The sequence below is a fragment of the Mycobacterium sp. NPDC049093 genome, from assembly GCF_040704635.1.
Lineage (GTDB): Bacteria > Actinomycetota > Actinomycetes > Mycobacteriales > Mycobacteriaceae > Mycobacterium.
On the sequence record NZ_JBEZJS010000001.1, the window covers coordinates 97,415 to 111,579 of the forward strand.

Consider the following 14,165-nt stretch of genomic DNA (forward strand, 5'->3'; position numbering starts at 1 on the left):
GGCAGATGGTGTGGCATGGCTTGCTTGCGAAGGCAGCGACAACGGTCGTCACCGGCGCGGTCGGGGTGGCGGCATACGACGGCTTACGTAAGGCCGTGGCCAAGGCGCCGATTCGGGAAGCGGCGGTGACGACGACCGCGTGGGCGTTGCGCGGTGCCCGCAAAGCCGAAGAAGGCGCCGAGTCGGCCCGCCTGAAAGTCGCCGATGTGATGGCGGAGGCGCGCGAACGGATCGGCGAGGAAGTACCGCCTCCCGCCGTCGCCGATGCCGGGCATTCGCACGACCACTGAGTGCTGTGGCCACTCTCGAGGTCGTATCCGACGCCGCAGGCCGGATGCGCGTGCACGCGCCCTGGTTCCGGGGTGACTCGCTTCGCGCCGTCGCGATAGAGGATGCCGTCGATCAGGTGCCAGGTGTGCGGGCCGTTCATGCCTACCCACGGACCGCTTCTGTCGTGGTGTGGTACTCGCCGAAGCGTTGTGACCGCAGCGCGGTCATGACCGCGATGTCGACGGCGGGTGAGGTTGCCCGGCATCTGGTTCCAGTTCGGACACCCCGATCGGCTGACATCCATAACGGCGACATCGTCCGAATGACATTGGGCGCGTTGGCCTTGGCGCTGCTGGGAGTGCGGCGATACATATTTGCCAGGCCGCCGTTGCTCGGGCCGACGAGTCGGATGTTTGCAACCGGAGCGACGATCGTGACGGGTTACCCCTTCTTGCGGGGCGCGTTGCGGACGCTGGCCGGAAACCGCAGTGCGGGCACTGACGTTCTCGTCTCGGCTGCCACCGTGGCCAGTCTGGTGCTGCGGGAAAACGTCGTAGCGCTTACCGTCCTGTGGCTGCTCAACATCGGGGAGTATCTGCAGGATCTCACTCTGCGCCGCACCCGCCGGGCAATCGCCAATCTGCTGCAGGGCACACAGGACACGGTGTGGTTGCGGCTGGCCGACGGCACCGAGGTCGAGGTGCCCATCGACGGGGTGCGGGTCGGTGACGAGGTGGTGGTCCACGAGCAGGTCGCCATTGCCGTCGACGGTGTGGTGAGCGAAGGCGAGGCCATCGTCGACCAGTCGGCGATCACCGGCGAGCACCTGCCGGTGGCGGTGACCACGGGAAGTCAGGTCTACGCGGGTTCGGTGGTGGTCCGCGGGAGGTTGGTCATCACTGCCGAAGCAGTCGGCCGCCACACCACGATCGGGCGCATCATCAGCCGGGTCGAGGAAGCGCAGCAGCACCGGGCGCCCATTCAGACTGTCGGTGAGAACTTTTCGCGACGCTTTGTGCCTGCCTCCTTCGTGTTGTCGGCGCTGACCCTGGTGATCACCAGGGATGTGCGTCGCGCGATGACGATGCTGCTGGTGGCCTGCCCCTGTGCGGTGGGTCTGGCGACACCGACGGCGATCAGCGCCGCGATCGGGAACGGCGCCCGGCGCGGCATTCTCATCAAGGGTGGCTCACATCTCGAGGAGGCCGGTCGGGTCGATGCGATGGTGTTCGACAAGACGGGCACGCTGACCATCGGACGCCCGATTGTCACCAATGTGGTTGCCTTCCATAAAGACTGGGAGCCCGAGCAAGTTCTGGCCTATGCGGCGAGTTCGGAGATCCACGCACGGCATCCGTTGGCCGACGCCGTGCTGAGGTCTACGAAGGAACGCCACATCGAGATACCCCCGCACCAGGAGTGCGAGGTCCTTGTCGGACTCGGCATGCGGACCAGGGCCGATGGGCAAACGTTGCTGCTGGGCAGTCCGTCGCTGCTGGCTCAGGAGAAGGTCAGGGTGACCAAGCGGGCTTCGGAATGGGTGGGCAAACTGCGCCGGAGTGCCGAGACCCCGCTGCTGCTGGCTGTCGACGGAAAACTCGTCGGCCTGATCGGATTGCGGGACGAGATCCGGCCCGAGGCTGCCGAGGTTCTGCGGGAGCTGAGGGCGACCGGTATCCGCCGTATGGTGATGCTGACCGGCGACCATCCCGACGCCGCGGCGGCCGTCGCCGACGAACTCGGTATCACCGAATGGCGCGCCGAGGTGATGCCCGAAGACAAACTCGCGGTCGTGCGTGAACTCCACGCCGAGGGGCATACCGTGGCGGTGATCGGCGACGGGGTCAACGATGCACCCGCACTCGCCGCGGCCGACATCGGTATCGCGATGGGCCTCGGTGGCACCGATGTGGCGGTCGAGACCGCCGACGTGGCACTGGCCAGTGATGATCTGCGCCGGCTGATCGATGTTCGCGCCCTCGGTGGTCGGGCGGTGGACGTGATCCAGCAGAACTATGCGATGTCGATCGCCGTGAATGCAATCGGGCTACTCATCGGGGCGGGTGGCGCGCTGTCGCCGGTTCTTGCCGCGGTCCTGCACAACGCATCGTCGGTGGCCGTGGTGGCCAACAGTGCCCGGCTGATCCGTTATGAGCTCGGCCAGCAGCAGCCGCGTCAAGGTTGCTCAGTTTGCGAGCACTCACCCGGACGAGGCTCCGATCAGCTCGTAGGCGCTCCGGCAGGTTCGTGCGGTCCCAACGCCCCGCCGCGATCCAGTCGCACGCATCCCGCGCGTCGGCTTCGTTGCCGATCGGCCCGACCCAGATCGCAGCCGCGCTGGGAACCCGTTCTGCCGAACAGGGTTGCAGTACGAGCACCGGGCTGAGATCGGCACTTCTGGCAGCGCAGGCGAACGTGCCCAGCAGACATTGGGTGCTCAGCAACACTCCGTGTGGGCAGCCTCGTACGACGTTTCGCAACATGCGGAACAGTGGCGATTGCGGATCGGACGACGAGCAGCGCATGCAGACGGCGACGGTGAACGGTTCGCAGGTGTAGACCTGCCACGACATACGGACACCTTTCCATGGCGGCCCGGTCAGGCCCGTGTTGTTGAAAATCATTTTCAACTTGACGATTCCACGCTACAGTGCGGACCACGGCTTGTCGAAAATCATTTTCAATAAGTCGTGGGTGGGTGGCACGCTTCCGAAGGGATCGCAATGGGGAATGGCCGTTCCGGCTCTGCGCCGAAACCAGTTGCCACACGGAGGATCTCATTTTCTTTCGACGCCACGTCGCCCTCGCGACGCCATTTCGCCGCCGGCGACATCGCACTGAGTCATCTGGTCGCGCTCCTGTCTGGATTCTTCCCGTCGGGAGAGGGGTTCTTCATCCACTCCGTCCGCAGCTACCGCGACCAGATCGATGACCCGTGGCTCAAAGCCCAGGTCGCCGGTTTCATCGGTCAAGAGATGACGCATGGGTTGCAGCATCGTGCGTTGAACGTGGAACTGATCAGAATGGGCTACTGGGCCACCGGCGGTATTGACCGGCTCGGCGCCAAGCTGGTCAAAAGCTTTGAGCGGCAGCATGACCGGTTGCCGAGCGTCATTGTGAGATTCGCGTTGGCTGCTACGGCCGCTGTCGAGCACCTGACCGCGGTGCTGGGCGCTCAGGTGTTGGATACGCCCTGGATTCAGCGGCAGCTGACCGATCCCGAGGTTCGGGCCATGCTGAATTGGCACGCGATCGAGGAGATGGAGCACAAAGCCGTGGCGTTCGACGTGTACCGGCACGTCGGTGGGACCGAGCGGATGCGCCGGGCAGCCATGGCCACCGTGCTGTTCCTGTTCCTGACCAGAGCCGTCGTGCTGCTGATCTCCGTGGGCTCGGACAGCTGGGCCTGGCGCCATCCCGCCCGGACTCTTCGTAGCCTTGCCGCCTTACCCCGTTCCCCGCTGTTCTCCGGAGTGCTGTCGCAAATTCGGCGCTACTTCGCACTCGGCTTTCATCCCCGCGACATCGACGACAGTGAGTTACTCGAGCGCTGGCGCGATCACTATTTCGGCGGCGGCGGTGCTCTGCTGGATCACCTCCGGTAGCGCGGAACGGTGGTGCACTCCTGTCACGGGAGCTCCACTTTGCTTGCCAGCCAACGTCCGTCGATCTTCTTCATGGTCATCCTGATCCTGCTGCGGTCGAGCCGCGGCTGCGGGTTTGTCGCATTGCTCACGGATTGATCGACGAACAACAGGACCTCGACCGTGTCGGGTGAGGCCGACTTGACGGCCGATTCGACCACCATGCCGTGCGCCGCTGCCTTGTTCTCGGCCAACAACCGGCGCAACTGTGCGCTGGACTGCGCGTATTGGTCCTTGAATTCACCGGTCGACCCGTCGGCCGCTGACGTGAAGTTCTCATCGAGCTTGCCGCCGTCGATGTTGGTCAGCACGCCGACGAATCGCTGGGCCGCGCTTAGCCCCTCGCGTGCGGCGATGTCGTTGTCGCGCTGATGCTTCCATTGCCACCCAACGAACGCCGTGGCGATGAGTATGGCAATGGCCAGCAGGCCGGCCGCCGTATTCAACGCGGAACGCGGCCGGCTCTGCGGGTCTGTGCCGGTCTCTTCGATGTTCTGCTCTGGCATATCTTTCCTGACCGGTCCTACGGGAGCTCGACCTTGGCGGCAAGCCAACGTCCGTCGATGTTCTTCATGGTGATTTTCATCCGGCTGCGGTCGATCCGCGGATCAGGCAGGGTGCTGTTCGTCACCGTCTGATCCACCATCAGAAGGACCACGACTTCGTCGGTCGTCTTGGACTTGATCGCCGAATCCACCACTGTCCCATGAGCTGTCGCCTTGTTGTCGATGAGCAGTTGGCGTAGCTGAACGCTCGACCGGGTGTACATGTCCTTGAACTCGTCGGTGGCACCGTCGAGGATGCGGGTGAAGTTCTCATCGACCTTGGTGCTGTCGATGCTCGTCAGCGTTTCGGCGTACGCGCTCGCCGTCGACCGGGCCTGGTTCGCTGCCATGTCCACCTCGCGGTGGTGCCACACCTGTGAACCCAGTATCGCCGAGGCCGCCGCGGCGGCGATAAGGACGGCCGCACCTGCTGCCACCGACAGTCGGGCGAGGCGGCCGATGCCGGGATCGTCCTCGGGGGTGGGGGTGGGGGTGGAGGTGTCGTCGTCGATCGTTGCCGTCACGGTGTTTCCTTGTCGAATCTCGGTCCCGGGCAGGGCTTTACCGCGCACCTGTGGCGGTCGCCACAATCCGGTGGTCCCGGTGAAATCGGCGTTGACAGGGACCGGCGCCCACCCTACGTTACTTCGATAACGATAACCATTTTCATTTATGGCCGGTTTTGAGGCCGCGAGGAGGGGTTGGGATGGCCGCTGGAACGCCCGTCGGGATGGCCGGTACCGTCGCGGACACTCGACAACCGCGATTGAAAGACGGTGAACACCAGCCGGGATGGTTCGTCAGTCGCCGGGTCGACATCTACTTCGTCTTCGGTCTGGGCGCATTGCTGTCGGCGATCCTGTTCGCAGCAGAGAGTCACAAGGGTGTGTTTCTGGTTGGGGCAGTGGCTTTTTCGCTACTCTCGGACCTACCGCACGTGTTGACCACGACGGTGCGGGTGTGGCTCGATCCTCGGGAGCGGTCACGGTACCGGTTGCACTACGTGCTGAGCTTCGCCGTCGTCGCGACGACCGTCGGGGTGCTCTGGTTTGGTGGGTGGCTGGTGCCACTGTTGGCGATCTGGGCGTACTGGCAGGTCTTTCACGTCCTCAAACAGCATTTCGGCATCGTGAACATCTACGCCGCGAAGAACGGGTACAAGGGGCCCCGGAAGCGGCTGAAGTACGCGTTGTATGCCGCCTGCCTGGCCCCGGTTCTCTACCGGGCGAGCCACGGGCTGAACTTCTCGGAGTACGAGGTGTTCGGCCACCGGTTGCCGTTCTCCAACCTGAGTGTCCCGGTACCGCCGATTCCCAACGCGCTCATCGTCATCGTGTACGCGGTCGCCGCCGTACTGGTGGTGATGGCGGTGGCCGAGCAGATCAAGCTGCGCCGTGACGGGCAAACCCCGCTGCCCACGATGGCAGTGGCCACCTTCATCATCGCGGCACTGTCGTACAACCTGTCCTACCTGCTGGTGTCGGACCTGTTCGCGCTCATCCTGATCGCAACGACCACCCACAGCCTGCAGTACCACCTGATCAACTGGACCAGGAACAACACCCGATTCGCGGCATCCGAGGACCCCAACGAGAAGAAGCTGCTGCTGGCCCGGCTCTCCACGCGCAAAGCCCTTCCGCTCTACGTGGCAGGTCTGGCGTTGCTGGGCATCCTTGCCGGACAGTTGGACACCGTCATCTTCGCGGTCCCACTGATGTTCGTGTTGCACCACTTCTACATGGACGGCGCGCTCTGGAAGAGCAAGGGCAACCCCGAGCTGGCGTACGACCTGGGAATCGTTCGTGCCAAGTGACCTGAAGACATCGCTGAAGGTCCGTGAGGTCGCCTCGCCCGCGGAGGTCAGGCGGTTCGTCGACCTGCCGTGGCACCTCTACCGTGGCGACGCCCGGTGGCGCCCGATGCTGCGCCGGGTCATGCGGACGAAGATGGATGCCCGCAGGAATCCGCTGCACCACGAGGTCGACGTCGTCAACTTCGTTGCGTACCAGGGCGACCAGCCGGTCGGCCGGATCTCGGCCAGCATCGACTCCGAGTACGTCAGGCGGTACGGCGACTGCGCGTTCTTCGGCCACTTCGAGAGTTCCGCTGACGACAGTGTGGCGGGCGCCCTGCTGGAAACCGCGGAGAACTGGGCGCGCCGTCGCGGCATGGTCAAGATGGTCGGCCCCTACAGCTATTCGACCCGCGAGGAGGTGGGGTTGCTCGCGGAGGGCTACGACACCCCGCCGACCCTCATGCAGCCGTACAACCCGCCCTACTACCTGAGCCTCGTCGAGTCCGCCGGGTACCGGAAGAAGTTCGACAGTGCGTCCTATCGCTGGAACACCGGGTCCGGCAGTGCTGTTCAGCAGCGTCTGGTCAAACGTGCCGATGCGGTGATGGATGCGCAGGGGGCTACGGTGCGGCCCGTTCGGATGAAGGATTTCGGCAACGAGCTGGAAACCCTGCGGGTTCTCTACAACGACTCCTTCGCGCGCCATCCCGAGAACGTTCCACTGAGCAAGGCCGTGTTCGCCGGGATGGCCGCGGAGATGCGGCCGTTGATCGATCCCCGCATCGTCAGGATCGTCGAGGCCGCCGGGGAACCCGTCGGGTTCTTGTTGATGTTGCCTGACGTAAACGAGATCGTCGGGCAATCCGGGCGGCTCACACCCTCGATGTTGCTGCGCATCGCGGCCAAGCATCGGGGACGTATCCGTGGTGTCGAGACTGCGGTCGTCGTTCTCATCGGTGCCTCCGAAACCCGGTTCGGCGCGGGCATCGGCCGCATCCTCGCGGGCGAGATCGTCCGGGCCGGCACCGGCAGCGGTTACTCATCGGTCGCGACCACGTGGGTGCACGAAGACAACGTGTGGTCGAATTCGTTGGCCGCGCAGATGAAGACCGAGCCGGACAAACGGCATCGCGTCTACCAGAAGGCGCTGTGATGGCCGGCCGTGTTCTCGTCACCGGAGGCGCCGGCTATCTGGGCCGGGCGCTGGTCACCGAGCTGGTGCGGACCGGCGAGGCGGTCACTGTGATGGCAGGCCCTGACGATCATGCGGTCCAACCGGGGGGTTTGGGCCGCGGCGTCGAGGTGGTCCGGGCCGACATCACCGATGCGACCAGTGTCGATGCGGCCATGCGTGGTATCTCCCACGTGTATCACCTCGCGGGCATTGCTTCTCCGAATTCTCGCCTGGCCCACACCATCTGGAACGCCAATATGCTCGGTACCTACCATGTCGCGCACAGTGCGCTGAGCAGTGGAATCCAGCGCGTCGTACATGTGTCGTCGACGGCAGCCGTCGGCTATCCACCTGATGGCGTGGTGGCAGACGAGCAGTTCGACGTCAGGGACTCGGTGCTCGACAACGTGTACGCCGCGACGAAAAGGGCCGGTGAGCGCGTGATGCTCGACTTCGGTGAACGTGGTCTCGACGTCGTGGTAGTAAATCCCGCAGCGGTTTTCGCGCCGGGATCGGGTCCACCGCGGTCCTGGCAGGGCCTGTTGGCGGCGGCACGGCGCGGGTTGCTGCGGGGCGTGCCACCCGGTGGAACCGCGGTGTGTGGGGCCCGGGACTTCGTCGCCGGAGCCACCGCCGCGATGGTCAAGGGCGGAGCCGGTGAGCGGTACATCCTCTCCAGCGCGAATCTGACGTATCGCCGGATTGCAGAACTGCTCGTCGAGGCTGTCGGTCGAAGCCACGCAGTCCGCACCTTGCCGATGGGTCTGTTCCGTACCGCCGGAGCCGGAAACCGCGTGATGCGTGACCTGATCGGCAACCCCCGGCACGACGATGCGCTGGTACCCGAGAACGTCGAGTTGATGGGCCGCCACGTGTACTACGCCTCCGGCAAAGCCGAGCGGGAGCTCGGTGTTCCGAGAATGCCCGCCGCTGAATTGATCAGGGAGTTCGCCCGATGACTGCTGATATCCACCAGAAAGCGGCAGGTCTGGGTTCCAGGAATGCGCTCGGCATCTCGATGTCCGAGGCGCGGTCGTTGATGTCCGACCTGAGCGCCCGGCGCCAGTGGATCTACTGGGTCGACCTCACCGCCTGTGTGGTGATCGGCTATACCGCGTTCCTGCTGTGCCCGGCCGACCGCCTGCTCTCGCCGATCGCTGTCGGCTGCATGGTGGTCGCCGCGTTAGCGTTCTACCGCGCGGTGCTGTTCGTCCACGAGATCGTCCATGCGCCAGCCGAATTGCGCTGGTTCTCGGTGGTGTGGCACGCGGTGTGCGGAGTCCCATTGCTGGTACCGCAATTCACCTACGAGTTCCACCAGGATCATCACGGGTCGCGGACCTATGGCACCACCGAGGATGGTGAATACGTGCCCTATGCGGCTGAACCGCGCTGGCGGGTGATCGCACTGCCGTTCACCGCGTTGCTCGGTCCGCTGGTGTTCGTGTTGAGGTTTCTCGTGTTGGCGCCGCTTTCCTGGTTGGTCCCACGCATCCGGCCCTACGTCCTGACCCGTGCTTCGGCGCTGATGATCGACGCGGATTTCGTCCGCAAGCTGCCCGAAGGCCGGACTCCACGGTCCTGGCTGGTGCAGGAGTTCGCCTGCTTCGCCTACCTGACGGTGATGCTGGCACTGCTCGTCGGCGGGGCGTACTCACCGAACCGCCTCATCGAGGCATACGTAATCGTCGCGGCGGTGCTGTTCGTCAACTGGATTCGGGTGCTGGCGGCGCACCGCTACGAGAGTCGCAACGAGCGGATGACGTTCCCCGAGCAGGTCCTGGACTCCATCGATCATCCGTCGATGCCGATCGTCGGGGAGCTGTGGGCACCACTGGGCCTGCGATTTCACGCGGTGCACCACCTGTTTCCGAAGCTGCCTTACCACCAGCTCGGAAAGGCCCGCCGTCGCCTGGCTGAGGTGATTCCCCGCGACGGCGGGTTCTGGGCGACCGAGGATCGATCGCTGACCTCGTCTCTGCGAAGACTTCTCGCACATCCACGGGAGGCACTGTGATGCGGGATTCGGCCGCGGCGACCTATTCGCGGCGGCTGCCGATCCGACCGGTCGAGGCGGTCGGTGCTCGGCTGCGTGACAGCGAAGGTCGCTGGTACATCGACTGTCTGGCCGCGGCGGGCTCGATGTCGCTGGGCTGGAACCATCCGGTTGTCCGGGAGGCGGTGATCAAGACCCTCGAATCGGGAGAACCGTGGCAATCGCTCGACTTCCACACCCCCACCAGGGAACGATTCGTCGAGGACCTGCTGACCATCCTGCCGCCGGGGCTTGCGCGTGACGGCCGGGTGCACCTGTGCTCGCCGAGCGGGGCCAGTGCGATCGAAGCGGCGCTGATGCTCGCCGAGGTCGCCACCGGCGGTCGTGAACACATCGGTGTCCAAGGCGGTTTCCACGGGTGCACACGGGCTGCGCGGGCGGCCAGTTCCGGGGGCGGACTGCGCCGCCAACCTGTGGTGCTGGCGCCGCAGACCACATTTCTGCCGTACCCCCAGGACTACCGATGCCCGTTCGGCATCGGTGGAGAACGCGGCATCGACCTCGCGGTCGCCGTCGCCGAGAACCTGGCCCGGCCCCATTCCGGGATCACTGCACCGGCCTCCGTCCTGGCGGAGTTCGTGCTGGGCGAGGGTGGCGTGATCCCCGCGCCGTACCGATGGGCTAAGGCATTGCGGGACACGGCAAGCCGCTTGGATGTTCCACTGATCGCCGACGAGGTACAGGCGGGGATGTTCCGGACCGGCCCGGCCTGGGCGTTCCAGCACTGCGATATCGAGCCAGACATGATGGTGATCTCGAAAGGCCTCGGGTCCGGATTGCCCATCGCGGTACTGGTGGTCCGGGAGCGCTATGACGTGTGGGAGCCCGGCGCCTTCACCGGCACGTTCCGTGGCAATGCGATGGCGTTCGCCGCGGCCGGCGCCGTGATCAGGTTCGCCGTCGAGACCCGCCTGTCGGACCGTGTTCAGGCCGCGGGCACCGCCTTTCTCGACGGATTGAAGTCGGTTGCGGCGCAATCCGAAATCGTGGGCGACGTCAGGGGAGCGGGGCTGATGCTGGGCGCCGAGATCGTCGACCCGGCGGGCCCGCGGCAGCAGGGTGTCCCCGCACCGGACGCGGGCCTGGCCGGGCGAATCCAAGAGGCGTGTCTGCACCACGGCCTCATCGTCGAAACCGGGGGTCAGTACGGGAACGTGGTGCGTTTCCTGCCGCCACTGACCATTGACGATGTCGATATTTCCACTGCGCTGACCGCCTTCGAAGCCGCCGTGCAGCAGGTTCAGCGGCAACGTGCGGCCGACAGCGTCCTGATGGGGGCACGATGACAACACAGACGAATTCGTTCGCCGGCGACTTTCTCACGACTACCGGTCTCAGCGCCTATCGCGAAGCGCTGACACTGGCATCGATCTGGGCCGGCACCGAGTTGGCCGACCCGGCCCGGCCCGGATTGGTTTCCGGGTACGCCGAGTTGGAAGAGGTGGTCGCGGCCGTCGATCTCGACAACTCGGCGGGGATCGGACTCGCCCGCGCATTGGGTGAGGCGGCCGGGCTGCTATCCGGACGGTCTGCCGTCGTCACCCATCCCGGTTATCTGGCACATCTGCACTGCCCACCGACGCTGTCGTCGCTGGCCGCCGAGATTCTGGTCAGCGCCTTCAACCAGTCGCTGGACTCCTTCGATCAGGCACCCGCGGCCACCGCTGTCGAACAGAAGGTCATCCGTGACCTGTGCGCCACGCTCGGCTACGACGACGCCGCCGACGGCACGTTCACCAGCGGGGGGACCCAGTCGAACCTGCAGGCACTGCTGATGGCCCGAGACGTGTTCACCCGCGACCGGTTCGGATCCGATCTGTCCTCGGGCCTGCCGGTCGAGGCGCGCTCCTGGCGCGTGTTGTGCACCCCTCAGACGCACTTTTCGGTGCGGCAGGCACTGCGAATCCTCGGGCTGTCGGGAGCTGTCGTCGAGGTACCGACCGACGCTGACGGACGGATGCGCGTCGACGGACTCGTCGACTGCATCGATCGGGCGAATACGGCAGGCACGCCGATCATCGCGCTGGTACTCACAGCCGGCACAACGGACTTCGGTGCGATCGACCCACTGCCGGAGGCGATCGCCGTTGCGCGCGAGCATCGCATCTGGACCCATGTCGACGCCTGCGCGGGTGGTTGCCTGGCGTTCAGCGACACTCATCGTCACCTGCTCCGCGGGATCGAGATGGCCGATTCCGTTGCCGTCGACTTCCACAAACTGTTGTTCCAGGCCATCAGCTGCAGCGCGCTGTTGGTACGCCGGGGCGACTCCTTCGACATCTTGGCCGATCACGCCGATTACCTGAATCCACTGCAGGATTCGGCTGAAGATGTGGTCAATCTGGTCGGCAAGTCGCTTCAGACGACTCGCCGATTCGACGCGCTGAAGGTGTTCGTGACCTTGCGGGCCCTCGGCAGGCAACGGCTCGGCGAGATGATCGATGCCACCTGCGCGGCAGCGGCTGCGGCCGCAGGCGCGGTGCCGGACCACCCACGGCTGGACCTGGTGGCCCCGGTCGCGACGAACACCGTCGTGGTGCGCTGGCAGCATCCCGACCTGTCCGACGTCGAATGTGACGACGTGAACCAGGAGATCCGGATCGCCCTGGCCGAGTCTGGCCGTGCGGTGATCGGCCGCTCCACCGCGGGTGGCACCCAGGCGCTCAAGCTGACTTTCGTCAACCCCCTCGTCGGTCAACAGACGGCCGCCGACGTGATAGCTGCCATCGCCATGGAGGGCGACCGCATCTTGCGAGCCCGCAGAAGGGAATTCACCAACGCATGACTACGAGTCTGCTTCGCGTCGACCGGGTACGTCCGGGCGACGCGAGATTCAACTGGGCGAAGAGCGTGGAATATCGCATCTTCGGGCTGGAGAACGACTACGCGAGCGAGTCGGACATCGAGGCCGGCGAGATGGTGCACTACCGACCGTGGGAGCGGTCGTCGGAGATCTTCGTGGGGTTCAGCGAGGACGCCGGGAACGAACCGGTCGCAGTGCTGCGGGGGCTGCGGGTGGATGCCGCACTCGGATTGGACAGCTTCAGCACGCTGCGCGACGGTCGCAACATCCTGTACCCGCAGTGGAATTCGTTCTTCGAAGACATCGCACCCGAACGGATCGCCGAGTTGGCCTCCCAGGGAGTACGCAAGAAGCACCGAAGGGTCGGCATGATCGAGCAGATCTGGCAGGCGTTCTTCGGCGGACTGGCAGCCGACGGTGTCGACTACGTCACGGTGGCGCTCGTGGTGCCGCTGTTCGAGTGGTACAGCCAGCTGTTGCCGACACGCATCCACCAGATCGGCGAGATCATGCCCGACTACATCGGAGCCGACAGCGTTCCGGCCGTCGTCGACATCAGCGGTTCGTTCGTCGCAGATGCCGCCAGAGACCTTTCCCCGTCAAGCAATTAGAGGAACCGACATGCGATCCATTCACACGCAAGAACACGTCTTCCGCAAGGTCAGCGAGATCGACTGGCCCGTGGATCAGGTGTGGGAGCGCGTCACCACCCAGGACGGCATCAACGATGAGATGGGCCCCTATCTCAAGATGACGATGCCGCGTCAGTTCAGGGGGCGCTCGATCGCCGACGTCACGCCGGGCACCCGTATCGGCAAGAGCTTTCTGCTGCTGTTCGGCATCGTGCCGTTCGGGTTCGACGACATCACGATCGCCAGGATCGATTCGGGCCGGATGTTCCGTGAAGAGTCGATCATGACCGGGATGCGCATCTGGGTGCATCACCGGACCCTCGAGCCCGCGGGGAACAAGACGATCGTCACCGACGAGATCACTCTCGCGCCGCAGGCCCCGATGGGTCTGATCCCGGGTTGGGGCAAGGTGATGAGCCGGGTGCTGTCTGCGTTCTTCAGCCACCGGCATCGCAGGTTGAACCGGACGCTCGCCGGGGCGGGCGCAGCCCGGTGAACAGATTCGTGACGGCTGCCGGTGCCTGTGTGCTCGGGTCCGGCCTGTTGGCCGGGTGTGCCTCGGTGAACGAAGAGGCCGGGCGGCCAGTTGGCCACGCCTACGCCTTGCTGAAGTATCCCGATGCCGCGGGCGAACCGGCCGCCGAACCGCGCCCCGATTCGCCCTTCGGGACCTATCCACTGGAGATTTCGGGTTCGGTGACCTACCTCGACGAGACCACGTCGCTGCCCACCTCCGGGGTGCTGACCATCGGTCCCGGCCCGCGGCGTGACGAGTTGCAGGTCGAGCAGTACTACACCGGCGACCGGTTCCCGTACGAGACCGGGATGGTGTCGAAGGCTGCCAACAGAGCCGGCACGCTCGACGCGATCACGATCGTCAACCCGCTCGATTCCCGCGTCTCGCTGCAATGCGCGGTGGACGGTGGAATCGACCTGGGAGACGCCGGTGAACCCCGTGAGCTCACCGGCTCGTGCGGTGGCGGCGCCACGGTGACCGGCAGCGTGCGTTCGGAGGGAACCCGGACGGGCACCTGGCGCGGCAAGCGTGTCGAACTGGTCCGGACCGTGGTCGATCTCAACGTGACAGGTGTGAGCACCGGGACCATCCATCAGGTCAACGAGACGCCCAAGGGCGGCAGCTTTCCGCTCTACACCGCCCTCGACGTGGACCTCACCGCGCAGGGGATCCACCTGACCGAAGAGCTGGAACGCCACGTCCTTCCCAGAGTCGGAGATTGAACGACCC

13 protein-coding genes and 1 pseudogene are annotated in these 14,165 nt (G+C 65.2%); 12 read left to right on the top strand and 2 right to left on the bottom strand.

What is annotated here, in order from left to right:
• Nucleotides 1–5: 5 nt before the first annotated feature.
• The 3 genes and pseudogenes from AB0876_RS00525 (at nt 6) to AB0876_RS00535 (ending at nt 3,875) form a co-directional block, all read left to right on the top strand.
• Complete coding sequence (locus AB0876_RS00525; RefSeq protein ID WP_064883882.1) at nt 6–290, top strand: DUF1490 family protein; 285 nt, start codon at nt 6–8, stop codon at nt 288–290.
• 44 nt (nt 291–334) lie between these two features.
• Nucleotides 335–2,428: pseudogene (locus AB0876_RS00530) on the top strand (heavy metal translocating P-type ATPase); the annotation flags it as partial.
• 565 nt (nt 2,429–2,993) lie between these two features.
• The gene (locus AB0876_RS00535) at nt 2,994–3,875 is read left to right on the top strand and encodes a metal-dependent hydrolase (RefSeq protein WP_526040887.1); all 882 of its coding nucleotides are present in this window, start codon (nt 2,994–2,996) and stop codon (nt 3,873–3,875) included.
• A gap of 23 nt (nt 3,876–3,898) precedes the next feature.
• On the opposite strand, the gene AB0876_RS00540 is transcribed toward AB0876_RS00535, so the two are convergent.
• Entirely contained in the window at nt 3,899–4,420 is a 522-nt protein-coding gene (locus AB0876_RS00540) for an Rv1363c family protein (RefSeq protein WP_526040888.1), read from the bottom strand.
• Nucleotides 4,421–4,437: 17 nt separating this feature from the next.
• A complete protein-coding gene (locus AB0876_RS00545; RefSeq protein WP_526041445.1) occupies nt 4,438–5,001 on the bottom strand; it encodes an Rv1363c family protein in 564 nt (187 codons plus the stop codon).
• A gap of 188 nt (nt 5,002–5,189) precedes the next feature.
• Between AB0876_RS00545 and AB0876_RS00550 the strand changes: the two genes are divergently transcribed.
• Genes AB0876_RS00550 through AB0876_RS00590 form a run of 9 tightly spaced genes read left to right on the top strand, consistent with a single transcriptional unit; the run spans nt 5,190 to nt 14,158 of the window.
• Nucleotides 5,190–6,272 carry a hypothetical protein gene (locus AB0876_RS00550; RefSeq protein ID WP_526041446.1) on the top strand — a complete coding sequence of 361 codons (1,083 nt, stop codon included), beginning with the start codon at nt 5,190–5,192 and terminating at the stop codon, nt 6,270–6,272.
• A 13-nt stretch (nt 6,273–6,285) separates the two neighbouring features.
• Nucleotides 6,286–7,407 carry an N-acetyltransferase gene (locus tag AB0876_RS00555; RefSeq protein WP_526041447.1) on the top strand — a complete coding sequence of 374 codons (1,122 nt, stop codon included), beginning with the start codon at nt 6,286–6,288 and terminating at the stop codon, nt 7,405–7,407.
• Nucleotides 7,407–8,387 carry an NAD-dependent epimerase/dehydratase family protein gene (locus AB0876_RS00560; RefSeq protein ID WP_526040889.1) on the top strand — a complete coding sequence of 327 codons (981 nt, stop codon included), beginning with the start codon at nt 7,407–7,409 and terminating at the stop codon, nt 8,385–8,387. Before AB0876_RS00555 ends, AB0876_RS00560 begins: the two co-directional genes overlap by 1 nt.
• Nucleotides 8,384–9,445: a fatty acid desaturase family protein gene (locus AB0876_RS00565; protein ID WP_526040890.1), complete on the top strand. Its 1,062-nt coding sequence runs from the start codon at nt 8,384–8,386 to the stop codon at nt 9,443–9,445. Before AB0876_RS00560 ends, AB0876_RS00565 begins: the two co-directional genes overlap by 4 nt.
• Nucleotides 9,445–10,770 (top strand): aminotransferase class III-fold pyridoxal phosphate-dependent enzyme, encoded by a 1,326-nt coding sequence (locus AB0876_RS00570; protein ID WP_526040891.1) that lies wholly within the window; start codon nt 9,445–9,447, stop codon nt 10,768–10,770. The genes AB0876_RS00565 and AB0876_RS00570 overlap by 1 nt, the downstream gene beginning before the upstream one ends.
• Nucleotides 10,767–12,269 (top strand): pyridoxal phosphate-dependent decarboxylase family protein, encoded by a 1,503-nt coding sequence (locus AB0876_RS00575; RefSeq protein ID WP_526040892.1) that lies wholly within the window; start codon nt 10,767–10,769, stop codon nt 12,267–12,269. Before AB0876_RS00570 ends, AB0876_RS00575 begins: the two co-directional genes overlap by 4 nt.
• Nucleotides 12,266–12,898, top strand: a complete 633-nt coding sequence (locus AB0876_RS00580; protein ID WP_526040893.1) for a hypothetical protein — start codon at nt 12,266–12,268, stop codon at nt 12,896–12,898. The genes AB0876_RS00575 and AB0876_RS00580 overlap by 4 nt, the downstream gene beginning before the upstream one ends.
• A gap of 10 nt (nt 12,899–12,908) precedes the next feature.
• A complete protein-coding gene (locus AB0876_RS00585) occupies nt 12,909–13,415 on the top strand; it encodes an Rv1443c family protein (protein WP_526040894.1) in 507 nt (168 codons plus the stop codon).
• Entirely contained in the window at nt 13,412–14,158 is a 747-nt protein-coding gene (locus AB0876_RS00590; RefSeq protein WP_526040895.1) for a hypothetical protein, read from the top strand. Before AB0876_RS00585 ends, AB0876_RS00590 begins: the two co-directional genes overlap by 4 nt.
• Nucleotides 14,159–14,165: the final 7 nt, after the last annotated feature.

Coding starts and splice junctions, on each gene's coding strand:
- AB0876_RS00580 (WP_526040893.1), top strand. CDS start 12,266: ATGACTACGAGTCTGCTTCGCGTCGACCGGGTACGTCCGGGCGACGCG.
- AB0876_RS00525 (WP_064883882.1), top strand. CDS start 6: ATGGTGTGGCATGGCTTGCTTGCGAAGGCAGCGACAACGGTCGTCACC.
- AB0876_RS00575 (WP_526040892.1), top strand. CDS start 10,767: ATGACAACACAGACGAATTCGTTCGCCGGCGACTTTCTCACGACTACC.
- AB0876_RS00550 (WP_526041446.1), top strand. CDS start 5,190: ATGGCCGGTACCGTCGCGGACACTCGACAACCGCGATTGAAAGACGGT.
- AB0876_RS00585 (WP_526040894.1), top strand. CDS start 12,909: ATGCGATCCATTCACACGCAAGAACACGTCTTCCGCAAGGTCAGCGAG.
- AB0876_RS00540 (WP_526040888.1), bottom strand. CDS start 4,420: ATGCCAGAGCAGAACATCGAAGAGACCGGCACAGACCCGCAGAGCCGG.
- AB0876_RS00535 (WP_526040887.1), top strand. CDS start 2,994: ATGGGGAATGGCCGTTCCGGCTCTGCGCCGAAACCAGTTGCCACACGG.
- AB0876_RS00570 (WP_526040891.1), top strand. CDS start 9,445: ATGCGGGATTCGGCCGCGGCGACCTATTCGCGGCGGCTGCCGATCCGA.
- AB0876_RS00560 (WP_526040889.1), top strand. CDS start 7,407: ATGGCCGGCCGTGTTCTCGTCACCGGAGGCGCCGGCTATCTGGGCCGG.
- AB0876_RS00565 (WP_526040890.1), top strand. CDS start 8,384: ATGACTGCTGATATCCACCAGAAAGCGGCAGGTCTGGGTTCCAGGAAT.